The sequence below is a fragment of the Streptomyces sp. NPDC046805 genome (assembly GCF_040645355.1).
Taxonomy (GTDB): Bacteria; Actinomycetota; Actinomycetes; order Streptomycetales; family Streptomycetaceae; genus Streptomyces.
On record NZ_JBEYYC010000001.1, the window covers coordinates 543,737 to 563,732 of the forward strand.

The following is a 19,996-nucleotide window of genomic DNA, read 5'->3' on the forward strand; positions in this document are numbered from 1 at the left end:
CTTTGAGTGAAGATGCTTCAACTCTTGCAGGTCGCATGATGCTGATGCACAGTGTGGATCACGGTCTGTGAGAAACTCCCGAGGAGTCCCATGCGTGAAGACCAGGACCTCCCAACTCTGGGCGCAGCGAGGGAAATACCGGAAAAGCCGGATCCGCTGGCCCCGGTGAGCCGGTTTCGGGATCCGGTCCACGACGTCTTTCTCACGGGCACGGTCTTTCTCGACATCATTTTCACCGGTCTCGACTCCGCTCCCGTGCGAGGGAGCGAGACCTGGGCGCGGGGCATGGGCTCCAGCCCCGGTGGCGTCGCCAACATGGCGACCGCGCTCAGCCGCCTCGGACTGCGCACCGCCCTCGCCGCCGCGTTCGGCGACGACGCCTACGGCGATCACTGCTGGGACACCCTTTCCAGGGACGAGGGCATCGACCTGTCCGCGTCCCGCCGGGAGCCGGGATGGCACTCGCCGGTCACCGTCTCCATGGCGTACGACAGCGAACGCACCATGGTCTCCCACGGACATGTTCCGCCGCTGCTGGAGCAGTTGGTGAGGACACCGCCGCCGGCCCGCGCCTGCGTGACCGCCTTCGGTGCGCAGCGCTACGACCCGTGGATCGAGCAGGCGCACGCGAGCGGCAGCCTGGTCTTCGCGGACATCTGTTGGGACGACACCGGGCGGTGGGACGCGGCGACCCTGGACGGACTGCGCTACTGCCACGCCTTCCTGCCCAACGCCGTGGAGGCGATGAGCTACACCCGCACCGACTCGCCGGAAGCGGCCGCCCGGGCCCTGGCCGACCGCGTGCCGATCGCCGTCGTCACCAATGGCCCGGAGGGCGCCGTGGCCGTCGACGCGGCCACCGGCGAGGAAGTGTCCGTACCGGGTCTCGCCGTGGAAGCGCTGGACCCGACGGGCGCCGGTGACGTCTTCATGGCCGGCTTCGTCACCGGGTCCCTCGCCGGATGGCCGCTTGCCGAGCGCCTCGCCTTCGCCAATCTGACCGCGGCACTGTCCGTGCAGGAATTCGGCGGCTCACTCTCGGCCCCGGGCTGGCTCGAGGTGGCCGTCTGGTGGCATCACGTCAAACAGCACGGGGACGCCGAGATCCGCCGACGGTACGCCTTCCTGGACGCCTTGGTGCCCGACCGACCGGGACGCACGCTCCGCAGAGCGGCGCCCACCCTCGGATTCCGAAACCCTTACCCGGTCGCGGCGGTGCGCGATGGCGCCCCTCCGACGGCGGATCAGATCTGACCCCCGATACGCGACAGCCTGGTTGACGACGCGCTCGCCGAGGTCCAGGTGCAGCCGCTGCTCTCGCGGAGGTCGGCCCCACCCGGCCATGGCCTCATCTGTCGGTGATCTCGGAGAGCCATGCCGTGTCCTCCGGGCCCGGCGCTTCGGGGCCGGGTGCGGGCAGCCGGCGGATCTCGCCCGTACGCAGGGCGACTGTGGCCCGTGGCCGCATCGGCCCGTCGCCCCTGCGTGAGAGCAGGACGAGTTCCCAGACCGTCGCCGTCATGGCGTCGAGCCGAGTGGCGCAGTCGGCGGTGACTTGCCGTGGGTCCCGGGTGCGGCCCAGGGACAGGTGCGGGGTGAAGTTCTTGGCGGGTCCACGGCAGCGCGGGAAGCGCTGCCGCAGTGCGTGGTGCAGGTCCGCCCACGGCGCGTTGCCGGCTGCCGCCGGGTCGAGCCATACGGTGAAGTACGCCCTGTGCCGGAAGGTGTGCAGCCCGTCCAGCCGGGCGGTGAAGACCGGCGTCTCGGCCGTCGCCGCGGCGAGCAGCGGGGCAGCCCGCTCGAAGGCCGACTCCGGTACGAAGCCGAAGAGCACATTCACGTGCGGGGGCCAGCGGTGGATCTGCGGATCGTAATCCCGGCGGATGTCCTGGATCGGCGGCCACAGTTCCGCGGGCGGGATCCAGGCCACCGCCGTGCGGGCCGTCGGGGACACGTCGAGGACGCGGGCGGGCTCGCCGCCGGAGCTCGACTCGGAACTCGGGTCCGCTTGCGGGTCCCGCACGCGGCCGGCGCCCGAGGCGTCCATGCGGTCCACGCCCGTGGCCCGATCCCAGACCACCTCGCCGTCCGCCTCGATGCACACCACCCGGTGCCACGGGATGTCGCCCCCGGGCACGAAGGAAGACAGCGGGACGCGTTCGACGCCGCCCCCGCGCCGGCTGATCCCCAGCACGAACCGGGCCGGATCGAACCGCGGGTCCCAGCGGACCCGGTGATAGATCTCGTCGCTGGTCCGCATCACGCCTCCTTTCCGACCCTCATGCCTCACACCCTCGCTTCCTCTTCTTCCAGGGTGCGCCCACTCTGTCCTCGACGGAGGTTCCGCCCGCACCGCGATGCATCAGATGCGGTGCGTGATGGTGCCGGCGTATGCCGGGGCGATGAAGCCGATCGGGCCATCGGGCCGGACGTGCGCGGGGGACCACCACGGCTTCGGCTCCGAGCTCGGCCGTCAGGAGGTTGAGCGGGCCGGACACGCCACCGCGTCCGGCGTGAGCGAGGCGTCCGCGCTGGTCGGCGGCTACCGGCTGGCCTTCCTGATCGCCGCCGGGTTCGTCCTCGTGGCCCTGGCCATCGGCGCGGCGCTGCTGCGAACCGGCGGCCGGCCCGCCGAGGGCGCGGGGCCCGAGCGGGCCTCCGCACCGGACCCGAAGGTCCGGTGACCGACGCCGTGCCGCCGACATGCGGTCGGACCGCAGGCGAGTGAACTCCGGCACCGTGAAGTGAACGAGGCAGGTCGGTCAGGTCAGAACGGCCCGTGGAGGCTGCCCAGTCTGTCCGTCAGGCGCAGGTTCTCGGCGTAGTCGACGGGGCAGGCGATGACGGAGACCGCGTTGTCGTCGAGGGCGTGGCGCAGAACCGGCAGCAGTTGGTCGGCGCTCTCGATCGCATAGCCGCGTGCGCCGAAGCTTTCGGCGTAGGCGACCAGGTCGGGGTTGGTGAACCGGGTGTGGCTGTGGCGGCCCAGTTCGAGCTCCATCTTCCAGGTGATCAGGCCGTATTCCTCGTCGACCAGGACGAGCGCGACCAGCGGGACGCGTTCGCGTACGGCGGTCTCCAGTTCCTGGGAGTTCATCAGGAACGAGCCGTCGCCCATCATCGCGAGGACGCGTCGGTCCGGCCGGGCCAGCTTGGCGGCGATGGCGCCCGGCAGCGCGAAGCCCATGGTGGACAGGCCGTTGGAGACCAGGCAGGTGTCCGGTTCGTAGGTCGGGTAGAGGCGGGACATCCACATCTTTCCGGCGCCGGTGTCGGCGAGCACGATGTCGTGACGGTCCAGCGCGGTGCGGACATCGGCCACCACGCGCTGCGGGGCCAGGGGGAACGCGTCGTTGGCACGCCCGTACTCGAGTTCCTCGTCGAGCAGCGTACGGATCTTCTCGGAGCTGCCCGAGTCGAAGGCGAGTCCGTCGGGGAGCGCCGCCGCGAGTGCGTCCAGCGCCTGCGAGGGGTCGCCCTGGACGCCCACGGCGACCGGGTAGTGGGCGTCCACCTCGGCGGGGAAGCGGTGCACGTGGACGATCCGCTTGTCGCCGTTCGGGTTGATCTTGGCCGGGTCGAACTCCTGGATCTCGTAGCCCACGCAGATCAGCACGTCGGCGGAGTCGAAGCCGAAGTTGCCGTAGTCGTGACGCATGAAGCCGACCGCGCCGAGGGCGTTCGGGTGGTCGTCGGGGAAGACGCCCTTGCCGTGGAACGTGGTCGCGACCGGGACGTTCAGCCGCTCGGCGAACCGCACGAGCGCGTCCGATGCCCCGGCTCTGGCGGCGCCGTGGCCTGCCAGCACGACGGGGTGCCGGGCCGTGGCGAGCGCCTCGGCCGCGCGGGCGATCTGGGAGGGCGAGGGCGCATCGGCGTGCACCGTGTCGATCTGCAAGGGCGCCAACGGCTCGGCAGGACGCTCGGCTTCGACGTCCTCCGGCACCGCCAGGAACACGGCGCCGGGACGCTCGCTCTGCGCGGTCTTGAACGCCTTGCGCGTCATCTCGGGCACCGCGTCCGGACACTCGACGCGGGCCGACCACTTGGTGACCGGGGCGAACATCGACACCAGATCGATGACCTGGTGCGACTCCTTGTGGATACGGCGCAGCGACCCCTGCGCGGCCAGCGCCACCATCGGCGAGCTGTTGGTCATGGCGTCCGCGGTGCCGAGCAGCAGGTTGATCGCGCCGGGCCCCAGCGTCGCCGAGCACACTCCGGCGCGGCCGGTCAGCCGACCGTAGATCTCCGCCATGAACGAGGCGGCCTGCTCGTGGCGCACCAGGACGTACCGCATGTCCGAGTCGCCGAGCGCGTCGACGAAGCGGATGTTCTCCTCACCGGGGATCCCGAAGACGTACTCCACGCCTTCCGCCTGCAGACAGCGCACCAACAGGTGCGCGACGTCCTCCGCTGCCGCCGCGTTCGGTGACTCGGCCGTGTCTTCCGCGCCCATGGGACGAACGTAGGCATGCCCCGCCTGGCCCGGCCACTCGTGGCCGCCGACCGAGGGCGGCCCCGGCGGCGCGTACTCACCGGCTCGACCGCGTCCGAGTCCCGGCGGCGCGTGGGGCCGTTCGGATGCGCTGCGATGGCACCTGCCGCGGTCCGCCCGCACGCTGGACGGCGTGGACGAGTCGCCGCGACCGTACGGCGACAGGGCTCTGGGAGGACCGCGTGACCGCTTCGTCGCCCGCTACCGACGCACCGGCACGGTACGACGACCTGCGTGCTCTGGTGATCAACTGCACCCTGAAACGCTCGCCGGAGACCAGCAACACCCGCGGACTGATCGACTACTGCACCTCCGTCATGGAGGATCAGGGAGTGCACGTCGACGTCCTGCGGGCCGTGGACCACGACATCGCCACCGGCGTGTGGCCGGACATGACGAAGCACGGCTGGGCGACGGACGCGTGGCCGGAGATCTACCAGCGGGTCCTGGCGGCCGACATCCTCGTGCTGGCCGGCCCCATCTGGCTGGGCGACAACAGCTCGGTGATGAAGCGGGTGATCGAACGCCTCTATTCCTGTTCCAGCCTGCTCAACGAGGCCGGGCAGTACACCTATTACGGCCGTGTCGGCGGCTGCCTGATCACCGGCAACGAGGACGGCGTCAAGCACTGCGCCATGAACGTCCTCTACAGCCTGCAGCACCTGGGATACACCATCCCTCCCCAGGCGGACGCCGGCTGGATCGGCGAGGCGGGCCCCGGCCCCTCGTACCTCGACCCCGGCTCGGGCGGCCCGGAGAACGACTTCACCAACCGCAACACCACCTTCATGGCCTGGAACCTGCTGCACGTGGCCCGGGTACTGAAGGACTCCGGCGGCATCCCCGCCCACGGCAACCAGCGCACCGCCTGGGACGCCGGCTGCCGCCGTGACTACGCGAATCCTGAACACCGGTAGGGACGAGGGTGGTGCGGACGGTGCGTCGCCCGCACCGCTCGAGGAGCTCCTCAGGCCGCCGGCCCTGTGGGCATGGGTACGACGTTGGTGACGTCCACGGCGTGGCGAAGGCCCTTGGCGAGCACCACCGCGTCGCCCACGGCCCAGAAGTGGACGAAGAACAGGCGCGGTTCGTCGGTCAGATTGTGGTGATGCACCTCGACGAGCTGGGCTCCGGCGCGCCGAAGAGCCACGAGTACGGGCTGCACCTCAGGGGCGGTCATCACCACGTCCCCGCTGATGGCGGCACGGCCGCCGCCGAGGGGCTGGAAGTTGACGGAGGTGGTGGAGCCCAGGCCCGGGGGCAGGACCAGGGGGCCGTCGGTGATGGTCTCGCGGCGGGCGAAGACGGACTTGTAGATCTCGCCGTCCGCGGAGCCCTTGACGCCCATCGCGGCGTCGATCGCGGCAGTGTCCAGGTTCACGGGCAGGGGTGGAAGGGTGGGTCCGGGGGGCGGGGTACCGGTGGCGTCGAGTGCGGCGCGCAGACCGCGGGCGATGGCGACCGGGTCGAGGCCGTGGGCGTGCACATGGACCCACCAGACGTTGGGCTCGTGGGCGAGCAGGTGCTTGTGGATGGCGGTCTGCATGATCCCGTGCTCGTTCAGGACGTCGCAGAAGTGCTGCAGTTCTCGCTCGGTGACCACGGTGTCGCCCATCAGAAGCGTGCTGTGGTCGTCGTAGCGGACGAAGGACACGTGTGTGCCCAGGGCGAGCGCGGGGTTGATCCAAATACCGTGGGAGAAGACCGTGAGGTCCTGGCGCGGCAGGCCCGTGTGGTAGGCGACCCGCTTCATGTCGCCGGGCCGGCCGAGGACCTCGCCCACGTTCGCCCAGTCCGTCAGCTTGGTCATCACCGGTCTGGCGAGTGCGCGGTCATGCGGTCCGGCGGAAGCGGCGTGGGCGGTGCGGGTCGACGCCCCGGTGAGCAGGGGCGCCAGTGCGGCCGCGCCCAGCAGACGACGCCGGGACGCGAGGGGTCGGTTCTGATTGTCCTGCGGTGGGCCATAAGTCATGTCGTATGCCTCCTGCCGTGATGGGAACACGGGAGGTGGCACGGACCCGTGATGCGCACCATCAACTGCGGCCGGGCGGGGTAATAGGAACCTCCATACGGCACGCACCGGTTGCGGTCGGCGCGAGCGCCCGTAAGGGCCGGGAGCGCAGGGAGCGTCGGCGTCGGGAGATCCGGCGGGGACTCTCAGAACACGTGGGCGAGGTACCTCCGTGTCGTCTCCACCAGTACCTCGACACCGTCCCGCGCCCACAGCCCGTCGTTGAACAGCTCCACCTCGATGGAGCCCGACCAGCCCGTGCTCTCCACTCGCTCACGCCATGAGCGCAGGTCGATCGCGCCGTCCCCCAACTGGCCGCGGCCGTTGAGCACGCCCGCCGGGAGCGGGGTCGTCCAGTCGGCCAGCTGGAATGAGTGGATGCGTCCGGTGGCGCCCGCTCGGTCGACCGCTGCCGGGGCCCGGTCGTCCCACCAGACGTGGTACGTGTCCACCACCACGCCCACCTGGTCGGCCGGGAAGCGCTCCGCCAGGTCGAGGGCCTGGTCGAGGGTGGAGACGACGCATCGGTCGGCCGCGTACATCGGGTGCAGGGGCTCGATCGCCAGGCGGACGCCCCGCTCGGCCGCGTACGGCGCCAGCGAGGAGAGCGCCTCCGCGATGCGCTCGCGGGCCGCTGCCAGGTCCCGGGCGCCCGGCGGGAGGCCGCCCGCGACCAGGACCAGCGTGTCCGTGCCCAGCGTCGCCGCCTCGTCGATCGCCGCCCGGTTGTCGTCCAGGGCACAGGCACGCCCGGCGGGTTCGATCGCGGTCAGGAAGCCGCCGCGGCACAGCGACGTGACGGTGAGACCCGCGTCGCGCATCAGCCTCGCCGCGGCCTCCAGGCCGTGGGCGGCGACCGGTTCGCGCCACAGGCCGACAGCGGGAATGCCCAGGCGGTCGCAGGCCTCCACGAGCGACGGCAGTTTCAACTGCCGCACCGTCATCTGGTTGATGCTGAAACGGGACAGGCGGTCCTTCCCTCCGTTGGCCACTCCCTCGTTCACTGCGGGACTCCGAACACGGTCAGCAGGGACTTCATACGGGACTCGGCCAGCGCCGGATCCGCGAACAGGCCCAGCCAGTCGGCCAGTTCGTACGCCCGCGCCAGGTGCGGCAGTGAGCGCGCCGACTGCAGACCGCCCACCATCGTGAAATGGCTCTGGTGACCGGCCAGCCACGCGATGAACACCACGCCCGTCTTGTAGAAGCGGGTCGGCGGCTGGAAGAGGTGGCGCGAGAGTACGACCGTCGGGTCGAGCAGCTCGCGGAACGTGCCGGCATCGCCCGCGTCCAGCGCGCGCACCGCCTGCGCCGCCAGTGGGCCCAGCGGGTCGAAGATGCCGAGCAACGCGTGGCTGAACCCTGCTTCGTCGCCCGCGATCAGCCGGGGATAGTGGAAGTCGTCGCCCGTGTAGCAGCGTACGCCCTGCGGCAGTTGGTGGCGCAGGGCGATCTCGCGTCCGGGGTCCAGCAGCGAGATCTTGATGCCGTCGACCTTGTCAGGGTGGGCCGCGATGACGTCGAGGAGGGTCTCGGTGGCCGCGTCCAGGTCCGAGGACCCCCAGTAGCCCTCGAGGGCCGGGTCGAACATCGGGCCCAGCCAGTGCAGGATCACCGGCTCGGACGCCTGGCGGAGCAGGGGGGTGTAGACGGCGACGTAGTCGTCCGGCGACGAGGCGGTGGCCGCCAGCGCGCGGGAGGCCATCAGGATCGCCTGGGCGCCGGTGGATTCGACGAGGGCGAGCTGCTCCTCGTAGGCGCGGCGGACGTCGGCGAGCGAGGCCGGCCCGGTCAACTGGTCCGTGCCGACGCCGCACGCGATCGCGCCGCCGGCCGCCTTCGCCTCGGCCGCCGAGCGGCGGATCAGCTCGGCCGCGATCGCCCAGTCCAGGCCCATGCCGCGCTGCGCGGTGTCCATCGCCTCCGCGACGCCGAGCCCGTGTGACCACAGGTGGTGGCGGAAGGCCAGCGTGGCGTCCCAGTCGACGGCGGCGCTCGAATCGGGGGTGGTGTCGGCGTACGGATCGGCCACCACATGGGCGGCGGCGAAGACCGTACGGGACGTGAGTCGGACGTCGGCGGGGAAGCTCAGGGGGCGGGGCGCGGTGCGGGGTTCGTACGTCCGCAGCGTGCCGTCGGGGTTCGGGAGCAGAAGCGTCACAGCGTCAGCTCCGGGACGTCCAGGCGGCGGCCCTCCGCCGACGAACGCAGGCCCAGCTCGGCGAGTTGCACTCCACGCGCGCCCGCCAGAAGGTCCCAGTGGTACGGCGTGCCGAGCACGACATGGCGCAGGAACAACTCCCATTGGGTCTTGAAGCCGTTGGCGAACTCACCGTTGTCCGGGACCTGTTGCCACTGGTCGCGGAAGGACTCGATGAGCGGCAGATCGGGGTTCCACACCGGCATCGGGGTGGCCGAGCGGTGCTGGGCACGGCAGTTGCGCAGGCCCGCGACCGCCGAGCCGTGGGTGCCGTCGACCTGGAACTCGACCAGTTCGTCGCGGTGGACGCGCACCGCCCAGGAGGAGTTGATCTGCGCGACGGCCCCGCCCTCCAGGAGGAAGATGCCGTACGCGGCGTCGGCGGCCGTGGCCTCGTAAGCCCTGCTCTGCTCGTCCCACCGGCGCGGGATGTGCGTGGCGACCTGCGCGGTGACGGAGGTGACACGGCCGAACAGCTCGTGCAGGACGTACTCCCAGTGCGGGAACATGTCGACGACTATGCCGCCGCCGTCCTCGGCGCGGTAGTTCCAGGAGGGGCGCTGGGCGGGCTGCCAGTCGCCCTCGAACACCCAGTACCCGAACTCGCCGCGCACGGACAGGATTTCACCGAAGAATCCGCCGTCGATCAGCCGCTTCAGCTTCAGCAGTCCCGGCAGGAAGATCTTGTCCTGTACGACGCCGTGCCGGATGCCCGCGCTCTCGGCGAGGCGGGCCAGACCGAGGGCTCCCGCGAGGTCGGTGGCGGTGGGCTTCTCCGCGTAGACGTGTTTGCCGGCCGTGATGGCCTTCGTCAGCGCCTCGACGCGGGCGGAGGTCACCTGGGCGTCGAAGTAGATGTCGATCGTGTCGTCCGCGAGGACGGCGTCGAGGTCGGTCGCGACCTCCGTCAGTCCGTGCCGGTCGGCGATGTCGCGGAGGGCGTGCTCGCGGCGGCCGACGAGGACCGGCTCGGGCCACAGGACGTCACCGCCGAGATCGAGGCCGCCCTGGTCGCGGATCGCGAGAATCGAGCGGACGAGGTGCTGGCGGTAGCCCATCCGTCCGGTGACGCCGTTCATCGCGATACGGACGATCTTGCGGTCCATGCCAGGTCCTTTCCGGAGGGAGGTGCTTGTGCATGCCGCGTCCGCGTGGGCGGGGGCGCGAATCCCGCGAGCCTCCGACCGGCGGTCCAGGTACCGAGGCCCCCTTGAAGCGGTGCAGATGGTTGCCGAGCGCCCCGGCGATATCGAGCGCCCCGGCGCTGTGGGGGACAGCCGTACGTCGGACAGATCGTAGAGCGGGGACTCGGACGGCGGTACCTCGCGCGCGGCCGGCGGTGACCTCGCTGTGGCCGGCGTCGGAGCCGGCATAGGCGGACTCCGTACCACCCGGTCGGCTTGCGCTGGTCGACGAGCTGGGACGGCTGGAACTGCCCTGCTCAGCCGCTTGCCGGAGGCAGGCGCCGGTGTGCTCGGGGGAGGGGCGAGGGGGCTGTCGCCCCGTAGTCGCCACCGCGGTGTGGGCGCCCGTCATGGGTGGGTCTAAGGTCGGAATCAGGGACCAGGACGAGGGGAGGTAGCCGACGATGGCGCAGGACGAGGCCGTGATCGGCTGCACGGGGGAACTGCTCATCGGCACGCGTGGATCAGCCGGTCCCGGCGAGATCCTGGTGCGGGTCCGAGGCGGCTCCGAGACCTTCCTCGCATGGTCGCAGGAGCCCCTGCCGACAGGGGCCACAGTGCTCGTGATCGACTCCCGTGGATGCCGTGAAGTCGACGTCATCGCATGGGGCGATCCGTTGGACACGTTGCGCGGCGATGCCGCGGACGCCGGCTAAGGAGAACAGGATGTTCGGTTATCGCGTTCCCGCTCCCGACGAGGCGATGCTGATCTCGGGAGGACGGCGGGGACTGGGGGGCGCGCCGTTCCGGGTGGTGACGGGGCACGGAAAGTTCGTGCTCCCCGTCTTCCGCAAGGTCCGCTTCCTCACCCTGTCCATGTGCGAGTCCGAGGTCACCGAGACCTGCGTGACCAAGCAGGGCATCGCGCTGCACGTCCGCGCGGTGATCGCGTTCAAGGTCGGCAACGACACGGAGAGCATCATCAACGCCGGACAGCGGTTCCTGTCCGACCAGGAGCAGATGTCGATCCTGACGGGCAGGATCTTCGCCGGTCATCTCCGTGCCATCATCGGCTCGATGACGGTCGAGGAGATCGTCACCGAGCGGCAGAAACTCGCCGCCGAGGTGCTGGACACGTCGAAGACCGAGATGGCCAAGATCGGTCTGATCGTGGACTCGCTGCAGATCCAGTCGATCGACGACGGCGACACCGGCTACATCGACGCGATGTCCGCGCCGCACAAGGCGGCCATCCAGCGGCAGGCCCAGATCGCCCAGGCCCAGGCCAACCAGGCCGCGGCTGAGGCGGAGCAGGACGCGGCCCGTAAGCAGGCCGAGTACGCGCGGCAGACCGCGGTGGTGAAGGCCGAGTACACGGCCGAGGTGGACCGCGCCCAGGCGCAGGCCGCTCAGGCCGGACCGCTCGCCCAGGCACACGCCCAGCAGGAAGTGCTCGCCGCCCAGACCGAACTGGCGCAGCGACAGGCCAAGTTGCGCCAGCAGCAGTTGGTGTCTGAGGTCGTGAAGCCCGCCGAGGCCGAGGCGGAGCGGGTCAGGATCCTTGCCATCGCCGAGGCGGAGCGCATGAAGATCCAGGCGGAGGCCGCGGCCTCGCACGACCGGGTCGCCCTCGACCGGATGCTGATCGACCAGCTCCCGCAGATCGTGAAGGAGGCGGCGGGCGGCCTGTCCGGTGCCAATGTCAACGTCCTGAACGGCGCGGACGGCCTCGGGGAGATCGCGGCCGGCCTGGTCGCCCAGGGCCTGACGATCCTGGACTCGGTCCGGCAGAACCTCAACGGCCAGAACGGCCAGAACACCGATGGCCGCCCCGAGCAGGGCAACAACGGTCGGCTCGAACTGCAGGGCCCGCGGACGGGCAGGCAGGACGCCGGCGAAGAGGAGTGATCGGCTTCAGTCACACTGTCGCCGGCCCGGCCAACCCCCGTGCACCGAAGGGGTGTTGGCCGGGCCGGCGGCACAAGGGACAGCCGGCGCAGCGCTGTTTCTACCAATCCACGGGCAGTTCCAGCGGAAACCGCCGGATCGTCTCCGTGTCCCATCGCACGCTCTCCGCAGGCACCGCCAGCCGCAGCTTGGGGAAGCGCTCGATGAGCCGTCCGATGGCCACTTCGAGCTCCGCCATGGCCAACGGGACCGCGATGCACCGGTGGCCGCCCCAACCGAACGTCATGTGCGGGCGGTTCGGCCGCTCGACGTCGATGCTGTGCGGGTCCGGGTAGCGCTCCGGGTCACGGTTGGCCGACAGGTACGACACGTGGACGAAGTCACCGCGCTTGATCCGTACGCCGTTCAGCTCCATGTCCTCCAGGGCGACGCGGGGGATGCCGACGCCCTTGCGGAAGGGGATGTAACGGAGCATCTCGTGCAGGACGTTGGTCAGGGTGTCGGGCCGGCGCCTGAGGTGTTCCGCGAGCTCGGGGCGGGTGAACAGGAGGTAGGCGATGTTGCTGATCTGGCAGGTGGCCGTGTCCTGGCCGCTGAGCGCCAGGGTCAGTGCCATGACCGCCAGTTCGTCGTCGGTGAGCTGGTCCTTGCCGTCCCGCGCCTCGGCCATCGCACTGATGAGGTCCTCGCCCGGTGAGTTACGGCGCTGGTCGACGAGCTTGGCGAAGTAGGCGATCAGATCGGCCTTGGCGTTCGCCGCGGCCTCCTTGTTGTCCGCGCCGACGACCAGCAGCTGCCGTACCGACTCCTGCATCCGCGGCCACTCTTCCCGCTCGATGCCGAGAAGGTCCAGGATGGTGTGCTGGGGGAGTGTGTCGGAGAGGTGCCGGACCAGGTCCGTCGGCGGGCCCTCCTCCTCCATCTCGTCCAGCAGGAGATCCGCGAGCCGGACGATCCGGTGGCGCATGCTGTCCACCTTCTGCTGGGTGAACGCCTGCGAGGCCAGCTGGCGGACGCGGTTGCTCTGCGGCGGATCCATCACGTTGACCGACTCGGGCGAGACGATGGGCTCCGGCGTCAGCCTGGGATAGTCGTGACCGATGATGCCGGCCCTGCTCAGACGGTGGTCCGTGGTCACGGACTTGACGCCGTCGAAGCCGGTGACCAGCCACGCGTCGGCGTCACCGTAGGGAAGCCGGATCCGGGCGGGACGGTCGCGTTGCATCAGGCTCGTGAGCTCGGGATCGAACTCCAAGCCTTCACTGAAGTCGAATGGGCAAGTGATCGCCTCGTGGTCACGGGGCATGAGTCTGCTCCTCTGGGCAGGGGGTACGACGCTGGGGGTGTCCACGGCGCGACGTAGGCCCTCGGCGCGTCTTACGGCGTCGCCGACGGTCCGGAAAACACAGGCTGCCGCGCCGGAGGGACCTTCGGACTGGCGGAAGCGGCGTGGGCGTCGCTCGGCACACCCGTGAGCGCGGGCACCCGGGCGGTCACACCCGGCACACGGAGCCGGAGTGGGGTGAGCCGGGAGTGAGCGTCCTGCTGTCTGCCGTCAGCCATGTCATATGCCTCCTCCTGCGATGGAAACACGAGAGGCGGCGCGGCATCGTGATCTGCGCGATCACCTGCGGCCAGGTGGACTACCGGAGTCTCCCTACGGTACGCACGCGATGCCCTCGTGTCCCCGGCTCGAAAGCCGGGGAGGGAGGTGTGCGGGAGCCTCAGGCGGCGACGGCCACGGAGAGGTGGGCCCAGGTCTGGGGAACCACAGCTCGCCGTGCCTGAGCGGCGGGCGCAGGCCGGTCGCGGGGCCGCCGTCGAGCTCGGCGGTCTCCCGCCCGATGGCGCGCGCGGGGTCGTCGGCGGGGAGGGCCTGCGCCAGCCAGGGGCGCAGGGGCCGTTCCAGGCCGAAGACGCCGGCACGCTCGGGAGCCGCGCCGGCGGACGTCAGCAGGCTGGTGATGCGGTCCGCGGTGAGCAGGGTGCCGTGCGACGGCTCGCGCAGCCGCTCAAGGCGGTCGGCGTCGCCGGACAGATTGAGGCGCGCGACCATGTCGGCGACCACAACCCGCCTAACGGGCCGGCACACCCGTACGAGCTCGTCGGCGACCCGCTCGGGCGAGGCGACGTGATGCAGCGAGAAGCGCGATACGACTGCTCACGTAGGGCGCACCGTTGTCCACATCAGCTCTGCCGCTGTGTGCCGTCAGGGGAACACATGCGGGCAGGCGAGGCAGATCTTGGATCGGTTCCACTTGGTCAGGTCCCTGCGAGATGCCTCCACCGCTTGCCGGTCGAAGACACCCCACGCCAGCCCGGCAAGCCCCACCAGCAGCCCGAGCAATGCCGCACCGGTCGTCATGAGCACAATCCCCACGACGACCACGGCGAGCACCGCCCAGACACGCGAGTCCTGCACAGTCGGCGGCTTGTACATCCTCCACGGGTCCGAACCCTCCCGCTGCTGCTTCCAGAACAGCGGCAGATCCTGGATGTTTCCCCCACCACACAACGGACAGACCACGGCAACCCCCCAAGGTACCCCCGCACTTGACTAGGGCAGCATCCGAGAAACCTCGGCCTCCATCAAGAGTGCGGTCAGGACATCCACCGGACCGGCAGCCGGTGCGGTCCGCGAAGAAGCATGCCGTGGCGCCAGGTGAGGGCGGCCGGGTGGGCGTCGAGGGTGAGGTCGGGGCAGCGTTCCAGCAGGGCGCGGATCGCGATCCGGGTCTCCATGCGGGCGAGGGGAGCCCCGAGGCAGTAGTGGATGCCGTGGCCGAAGGCGACGTGACCGCCTGCCTGTCGCCGTATGTCGAAGCGGCCGGGGTCGGGGAAGCGTGCCGAGTCGTGGTTGGCGTCGGCCAGGGCCACGAGGACCAGCTCGCCATCACCGGGAATGACCGTGTTGCCGATCTCTACCGGCTCGGTGGTGAACCTGAACGTCGGCGTCTCCAACGGCCCTTCGTAACGCAGCATCTCCTCCACCGCGTTGTCGATGAGCGTCATGTCCGCGCGCAATGCGGCGAGTTGGTCGGGATGCGTCAGCAGGGCCAGCACACCGTTGGAGATCAGGTTGACCGTGGTCTCGTGCCCCGCGACCAGCAGCAGCCAGGCGGTGCCGAGCAGTTCGTCGGCGGACAGCCGGTCGCCGTCCTCGTCGGTGGTGCGGATCAGGGCGCTCATCAGATCCTGGCCCGGGGCGAGCCGCTTGCGCCTCAGCAAGTCGGTGAGATACGAGGACACTTCACCCGTCGCCGCCACCCGCACCGCCGGGTCGGGGTCCGAAAGGATCGTGGCCGTCCAGGTGCGGAACGCGTCCCGGTCCAGCATCGGTACGCCGAGCAACTCGCAGATCACCGAGATGGGCAACGGGAAGGAGAGGGCCTCGACCAGGTCGGCTCGCCCCTCGGGAAGCGCCACCATGGCGTCGAGCAACTCGTCGGTGATCTGCCGTACACGCGGCGCGAGTTGATCGATCCGGCGTGGAGTAAACTCGCGGACGACCAGCTTGCGCAGCCGCTCGTGGTCCGGGGGGTCGGAGTTGAGCATGTGCGGTCCCGTACCCGGATTGCCGATCGGAAGGGAGGGCGAGGCGTTCTTCCACTGCTTGGACAATCGCGGATCGGCGAGCGCGGCCCGTCCCGCCTCGTACCCGACGACGAGCCACGCCTCCGCGCCCTCCGGAATCCGCACCTTGTGCACGGGGCCGCGCTCGCGCAGCGCCGCGTAGACCGGATACGGATCACGGACGAAGTCCTCGCCCATCGCCACCAGGTCTACGACTTCGGTTTCCGCCATCGTCCGCCCCCGTCTCCCGGCTCTGCCCGACGCTAGCAGCCGGCGGCGCCGCGCCGAAGGCCGCATCCGGCCGGACCGGGCCACCCCGTCTACCGCACGCCCTCCCAGAGCAGCCGCTCCTCCCTGCGAGGGTCGCCCTCCGGGGCCGCGTCCTCGCCGAAGACCATGGTCGTGCGGGTGTGCGTGTCGTACGCCGGCCAGCCGGGCTCGCCGGTCTTCGCGAAGGAGACCCATGCCGCGTGCATCGCGTCCGCGAGCGCCTGCGGCGGGTCGGTGCCGAGCAGCGGGGCGTACGACGGGTCGTCGAGGCGATCGAAGACGAAGGGCAGGTCCAGGGCGTGGCAGGCGCCGAGGCGACCGCCGAACTGCGGCGAGCGCCAGGCGAATTCATACAGGTGCGAGCCCGGGACGGACTCGGCGAGACGGATGGCCGGGACCCGGTAGAACCAGTCCGTCGCCACCGCGTCCAGGAGCTCGCCCGGGGAGGCGTCCGGGCGGGCGGCGCGATAGACGGGCAGGGCCTTGTCCGGGTCCACGCCGTAGGCGGCCGTCATCGTGCGGAGCCGTGCCTCGGGGAACGCGTCCAGGCGCTCGGTGGGGACCAGGAAGAGGCGGTACTCCTCGCGGTTGCTGCCGACCAGGAGGTCGATGCCGCAGTCGGGGCCGGGCAGGGACAGGCCGGTCGCCACCGGTTCGAAGGGCATCATGTTGAGCGCCGCCTCGCCCCAAAGGGCCGGATCGGGGCGGGCGTTCACCTCGGCACGGAGATCGGCCTGGGCCGGAAGCAGGTCGTCGAAGGGGACGGCGGCGAGCGCCTCCGGAGTCGGCTCGATGCCCAGCTTCCCCGCCAGGCGGGCCGCGATCAGGGCCGCCGAGGAGGGGCGCAGGAAGTGGTGGCACGCACCGCTCTGCAGGATCGCCCGCCGGAACAGGCCCCGCGCCGCGCCCGTGGCCAGCAGCACCCCGATGCTCATCGCGCCCGCCGACTCGCCGAAGACCGTCACCTGGTCGGGATCACCACCGAAGGAGGCGATGTTGGCGCGGATCCAGCGCAGGGCGGCCATCTGGTCGAGGAGGCCGCGGTTGTCGGGCATGCCGGGCAGCTGGAGGAAACCGTCCGCGCCCAGGCGGTAGTTGAGGCTGACGTACACCACTCCGTCGCGGGCGAAGGCGTGGCCGTCGTAACCCGACGCGGAGCCCGAGCCGTTGGAGAACGCCCCGCCGTGCAGCCACACCATCACCGGCAGACCGGCCCCCGGCTCCGGCACGGGGGTCCAGATGTTGAGGTTCAGGCACTCCCCGCCCGGGATGCCGTCCTCCGGGATCAGGGCGTCGAAGGGCGGCGCGTACGGCGCGTGGGGTGCGGTCGGGCCGTGGGCGGTGGCGTCGCGCACGCCCGTCCAGGGCTCGGGCGGGGACGGGGCGTGGAAGCGGCGGGGGCCGAAGGGCGGGGCGGCGTACGGGACGCCGAGGAAGGACGCGACACCGTCCGCGCCCAACCAGCCCTGGACGCCGCCCTGTTCGGTCATGCACACCGTCATGCCGACCGGCCCTCCAGCAGTTCCAGCAGGGCCGCGATGAACTCCTCGGGACGTTCCAGGTGCACCGCGTGGCCCGCGTCGGGCACGGCGACCTCCCGTACCGTGCCGCCCTCCGCCGCGTAGCGGTCCAGGGCGTGACGGGTCTGGGCGACCATCGGCTGTGCCGGGGTCCCGTCCCAGCCCGGCACCACGCCGATCGAGCCGAGGTGCGCCAGGTCGAACATCGAGGTGTCCGAGACGATCACGTCGTCCTCGCCGCGGATCCACAGCACGGGTGGCTTGGGGTCGACGAGATGCAGGTCGTCGATGCGGAAGTACAGCGGGGAAAGGCAGTTGAGGACGCCGCGGGTCCCGGGCGCGACGCCCGGCCAGGCCGGGGACTGCGTGCTGTCGCCCGGGTAGTGGTCGTCACCGGTGCGGGTGGTGAGCATGGACTCGACGTAGGCGTCCTCGTCCGCGAGCTCCGGGCGCCAGGGCGGCTTGACGTAGCAACTCGCCAGGACGGACCGGGGGGAGACGGGAGAGTCCTCGCCGCGGTCCTTCTTGCCGAGCCGCGCCACGAACTCCGGGTTGGCGGTGGCCCCGCCCGAGCCCGCCCCGTCCGCGGAGTTGAGGGTGCCGCCGACGCCCTGCGTGCCGCCGAAGCCGTACGGGGAGACGGGGTTGACCAGGGTCACGGAGCGCACCGCGGCCGGACGGTCGCACAGGTACTGCATGACCACGCCGCCGCCCATGGACCAGCCGACCAGGTGTGCGCGGTCGACCCCCAGGGCCCTCATCAGCGCGTCCAGGTCTTCGGCGTAGTCGCGCAGGCCGCGCGTCGCGTCGACCGGCAGCGGGTCGCTGTCGCCGAAGCCGCGCAGGTCCAGCGCGATGGGGCGGTAGCGGTCGGGGAGGAGGGGCAGGGTGGTGCGCCAGAAGGCGGCGGAGGAGACGTTGCCGTGGACGAAGACGACCGGTTCGCCCTGGTCCCGTATCTCCGTGACCCGGACGGTGAGCCGTTCGGTGGGCACGCTGCGGCTGCGGAGTTCGCTGCTGGTCATGTTCGCGGTCCTTTACGAGAGCCAGGAGAGCCAGGAGAGCTACGAAGGCCAGGAGGGCCGGGTAGAGCCAAGAGGGCTACGAAAACCGGGAGTTCTACGAGAGCCAGGTGTCGATCTGTGCCTCGGCCGAACCGTTCCAGCCCAGTTCCAGGTGGTTGGCGCCCGCGATGGTGGCGGTGCCGCCGACCGTGGGGATGCCGGTGGTGTCGAGCGCGCTGGCGATGAAGACCACGCCGTCGCTGGGACCGCGGTTCTCGTTGAAGATGCCGACGACGTCGGGCGAGCCGCCGGCCAGGAGGTACGTGGTGACGGAGGCGGGGACCCCGGCGCTGTGCAACGGCGCGATCAGCGAACCGGCGTCGATGGCGGCCTGGATGCCACTGCCCGCGGTGTAGAAGCCCTGACCGCCGTAGTACGTCGTGTACCAGTCCTGGGCGGATTGGTCGACCCCGTACATCCCGTCCCAGCGGGCCAGCATCTGGCGCTGGCCGGGGTAGTCGTCGTACCCGCCGGAGGGTGTCATCGAGAACTCGGGGTGCGGGGTGTACTGGCCGTAGCAGGTCATGTACGAGTGCGGAGAGGGGGCGTTGACGGTTCCGCCGCACTCGGGCCAGATGGAGAAGTCGTGCGCCCAGCCGTGCGCGTACGGGTAGTCGTAGCCGCCGTTCGGACCGCCGACCGTGATCAGCCTGCGCACGTCACCGGCGTACACCCGTCCCCAACTCGGCTTCAGGGACGACACGTACGCGCGTGTCGACATCTCGCCCTTGCTCCAGCCGACGAGGTCGACCTTGGCGACGCCCAGCTTCGCCTTGATGACGGCGATGGCGTCGCCGACGATCTGGGCCTGCATGAGGTTGTCGCCCTGCTTGTGGGCGAAGCCGACGGCGAAGACGCGGTGGCCGCGTGCGGAGAGGTACTGCATCAGCCCGGTGGACGGGCAGGACGCGGCCCCACAGCCGTAGCCGCCCGCCTCACCCGGGTTGGCCCAGGCGCGGTCGGCGGTGTCGTTCGCGCCGTGCACGAGGAGGACCGGCGTGGTCTGGGCGCCGGTGTTCCAGCCGGGGGCCGAGTAGAGCAGGAAGCGGCCCGAGTACGGGCGGGCCACGCCGCCGAAGTACGTCACGCGCTTGCCGTCCTGGTCGCCGCGGCCGTCCGGCGGGTAGCCCTCGGTACGGAAGCCGGTCGTGGTGTCGAGGTAACGCTCCACGCGCTCCCAGCCGTTGGTGACGGTGCCGGCGCCGTAGCTCGCCTCCAAGGTGAGGTAGGCGGGCGGCGCGGCGGCGGACGCCGTACCCCCGGCGGCCGGTATGCCGACCACCATCGCTACGAGGAGCGCGAGCAGTAACCGCCACCCGCCTCTACGACCTCTTCCGTACGGCATGTTCCGGCCCCCTTGTCCACGCTTGTCAACGCTTTTGATGCCTTCGACAGTTCACGCTTTCAGCAGGCTGACCCTCGCGGCGCACAGGTTAGGCGGAGGACGGGAGAGAGGGCATGTGTGCGCGCCCCACAAGGGCGGTTGACCTTATGGGGGCTGACCTTATGTGGCCCGCCGGCATGGGGCCAGACCTTCCTTGCTCTCGTACGGCGGCGGAGGTTGTGAGCTGTTGATGCGTGACGGCACACAAGGGTGTTCTGGTGTGCATGAGCGAGTGCACGGGCCGGGGTGTGCATCTCGCGCAGTGGGGAACTGGAGTTTGTCTGTCGAATGGGTGACCTTTTCGGGTGGTGGTCGTTGGGTGTGGTGGCGGGTTTCTTCGGGCCGGGAGGGGAGGGTGATCGGGGTGGGCGGGCTGCGGGAGATGTCGGCGCCGTTCGTGGTGCCCGGCCCCGCCGGTGTCGCGGTCCGTGACCGGCTCAAATG

General features: G+C 70.6%; 18 protein-coding genes. 5 read left to right on the forward strand and 13 right to left on the reverse strand.

Annotation, left to right across the window (positions count from 1 at the left end; translation table 11 throughout):
* Nucleotides 1-90 precede the first annotated feature (90 nt).
* Nucleotides 91-1,254, forward strand: a complete 1,164-nt coding sequence (locus tag ABZ910_RS02670; RefSeq protein WP_361357999.1) for a carbohydrate kinase family protein — start codon at nucleotides 91-93, stop codon at nucleotides 1,252-1,254.
* Between the two features lie 94 nt (nucleotides 1,255-1,348).
* Here the strand turns inward: ABZ910_RS02670 and ABZ910_RS02675 are convergent, their stop codons facing one another.
* Complete coding sequence (locus ABZ910_RS02675; protein WP_361358002.1) at nucleotides 1,349-2,260, reverse strand: RNA repair domain-containing protein; 912 nt, start codon at nucleotides 2,258-2,260, stop codon at nucleotides 1,349-1,351.
* A 142-nt stretch (nucleotides 2,261-2,402) separates the two neighbouring features.
* Between ABZ910_RS02675 and ABZ910_RS02680 the strand changes: the two genes are divergently transcribed.
* Nucleotides 2,403-2,684 carry a hypothetical protein gene (locus ABZ910_RS02680; protein ID WP_361358005.1) on the forward strand — a complete coding sequence of 94 codons (282 nt, stop codon included), beginning with the start codon at nucleotides 2,403-2,405 and terminating at the stop codon, nucleotides 2,682-2,684.
* Nucleotides 2,685-2,767: 83 nt separating this feature from the next.
* Here the strand turns inward: ABZ910_RS02680 and ABZ910_RS02685 are convergent, their stop codons facing one another.
* A complete protein-coding gene (locus ABZ910_RS02685) occupies nucleotides 2,768-4,459 on the reverse strand; it encodes an acetolactate synthase large subunit (protein WP_361358008.1) in 1,692 nt (563 codons plus the stop codon).
* Nucleotides 4,460-4,680: 221 nt separating this feature from the next.
* Here ABZ910_RS02685 and ABZ910_RS02690 point away from each other — a divergent pair, with 221 nt between their 5' ends.
* Nucleotides 4,681-5,415, forward strand: coding sequence for a flavodoxin family protein (locus tag ABZ910_RS02690; protein WP_361358011.1), 735 nt, complete (start codon nucleotides 4,681-4,683; stop codon nucleotides 5,413-5,415).
* Nucleotides 5,416-5,465: 50 nt separating this feature from the next.
* Here the strand turns inward: ABZ910_RS02690 and ABZ910_RS02695 are convergent, their stop codons facing one another.
* The 4 genes from ABZ910_RS02695 to ABZ910_RS02710 all read right to left on the reverse strand — a co-directional run bounded on the left by ABZ910_RS02695 (nucleotide 5,466) and on the right by ABZ910_RS02710 (nucleotide 9,815).
* Entirely contained in the window at nucleotides 5,466-6,470 is a 1,005-nt protein-coding gene (locus ABZ910_RS02695) for a DUF1259 domain-containing protein (RefSeq protein WP_361358014.1), read from the reverse strand.
* Between the two features lie 185 nt (nucleotides 6,471-6,655).
* Entirely contained in the window at nucleotides 6,656-7,453 is a 798-nt protein-coding gene (locus ABZ910_RS02700; protein WP_361358121.1) for a sugar phosphate isomerase/epimerase family protein, read from the reverse strand.
* Between the two features lie 56 nt (nucleotides 7,454-7,509).
* Nucleotides 7,510-8,670: a dihydrodipicolinate synthase family protein gene (locus tag ABZ910_RS02705; protein WP_361358017.1), complete on the reverse strand. Its 1,161-nt coding sequence runs from the start codon at nucleotides 8,668-8,670 to the stop codon at nucleotides 7,510-7,512.
* Nucleotides 8,667-9,815, reverse strand: a complete 1,149-nt coding sequence (locus ABZ910_RS02710) for a Gfo/Idh/MocA family oxidoreductase (protein ID WP_361358020.1) — start codon at nucleotides 9,813-9,815, stop codon at nucleotides 8,667-8,669. Before ABZ910_RS02710 ends, ABZ910_RS02705 begins: the two co-directional genes overlap by 4 nt.
* Before the next feature lie 482 nt (nucleotides 9,816-10,297).
* Between ABZ910_RS02710 and ABZ910_RS02715 the strand changes: the two genes are divergently transcribed.
* A complete protein-coding gene (locus ABZ910_RS02715) occupies nucleotides 10,298-10,549 on the forward strand; it encodes a hypothetical protein (protein WP_361358022.1) in 252 nt (83 codons plus the stop codon).
* 10 nt (nucleotides 10,550-10,559) lie between these two features.
* Nucleotides 10,560-11,741, forward strand: coding sequence for an SPFH domain-containing protein (locus tag ABZ910_RS02720; RefSeq protein WP_361358025.1), 1,182 nt, complete (start codon nucleotides 10,560-10,562; stop codon nucleotides 11,739-11,741).
* 100 nt (nucleotides 11,742-11,841) lie between these two features.
* Here ABZ910_RS02720 and ABZ910_RS02725 read toward each other — a convergent pair whose 3' ends face one another.
* The 7 genes from ABZ910_RS02725 to ABZ910_RS02755 form a co-directional block, all read right to left on the reverse strand.
* Nucleotides 11,842-13,047, reverse strand: coding sequence for a cytochrome P450 (locus ABZ910_RS02725; RefSeq protein ID WP_361358028.1), 1,206 nt, complete (start codon nucleotides 13,045-13,047; stop codon nucleotides 11,842-11,844).
* A gap of 351 nt (nucleotides 13,048-13,398) precedes the next feature.
* On the reverse strand, nucleotides 13,399-13,797 hold the full coding sequence (locus ABZ910_RS02730; protein WP_361358031.1) for a hypothetical protein: 399 nt from the start codon (nucleotides 13,795-13,797) through the stop codon (nucleotides 13,399-13,401).
* A 153-nt stretch (nucleotides 13,798-13,950) separates the two neighbouring features.
* Nucleotides 13,951-14,163 carry a hypothetical protein gene (locus tag ABZ910_RS02735; RefSeq protein WP_361358034.1) on the reverse strand — a complete coding sequence of 71 codons (213 nt, stop codon included), beginning with the start codon at nucleotides 14,161-14,163 and terminating at the stop codon, nucleotides 13,951-13,953.
* Between the two features lie 179 nt (nucleotides 14,164-14,342).
* Entirely contained in the window at nucleotides 14,343-15,545 is a 1,203-nt protein-coding gene (locus ABZ910_RS02740) for a cytochrome P450 (protein WP_361358037.1), read from the reverse strand.
* Between the two features lie 89 nt (nucleotides 15,546-15,634).
* Nucleotides 15,635-17,074 carry a carboxylesterase family protein gene (locus tag ABZ910_RS02745; protein WP_361358040.1) on the reverse strand — a complete coding sequence of 480 codons (1,440 nt, stop codon included), beginning with the start codon at nucleotides 17,072-17,074 and terminating at the stop codon, nucleotides 15,635-15,637.
* 8 nt (nucleotides 17,075-17,082) lie between these two features.
* Nucleotides 17,083-18,129, reverse strand: coding sequence for an alpha/beta hydrolase (locus ABZ910_RS02750; protein WP_361358043.1), 1,047 nt, complete (start codon nucleotides 18,127-18,129; stop codon nucleotides 17,083-17,085).
* 94 nt (nucleotides 18,130-18,223) lie between these two features.
* Nucleotides 18,224-19,453, reverse strand: a complete 1,230-nt coding sequence (locus ABZ910_RS02755; protein WP_361358046.1) for a lipase — start codon at nucleotides 19,451-19,453, stop codon at nucleotides 18,224-18,226.
* Nucleotides 19,454-19,996 lie beyond the last annotated feature (543 nt).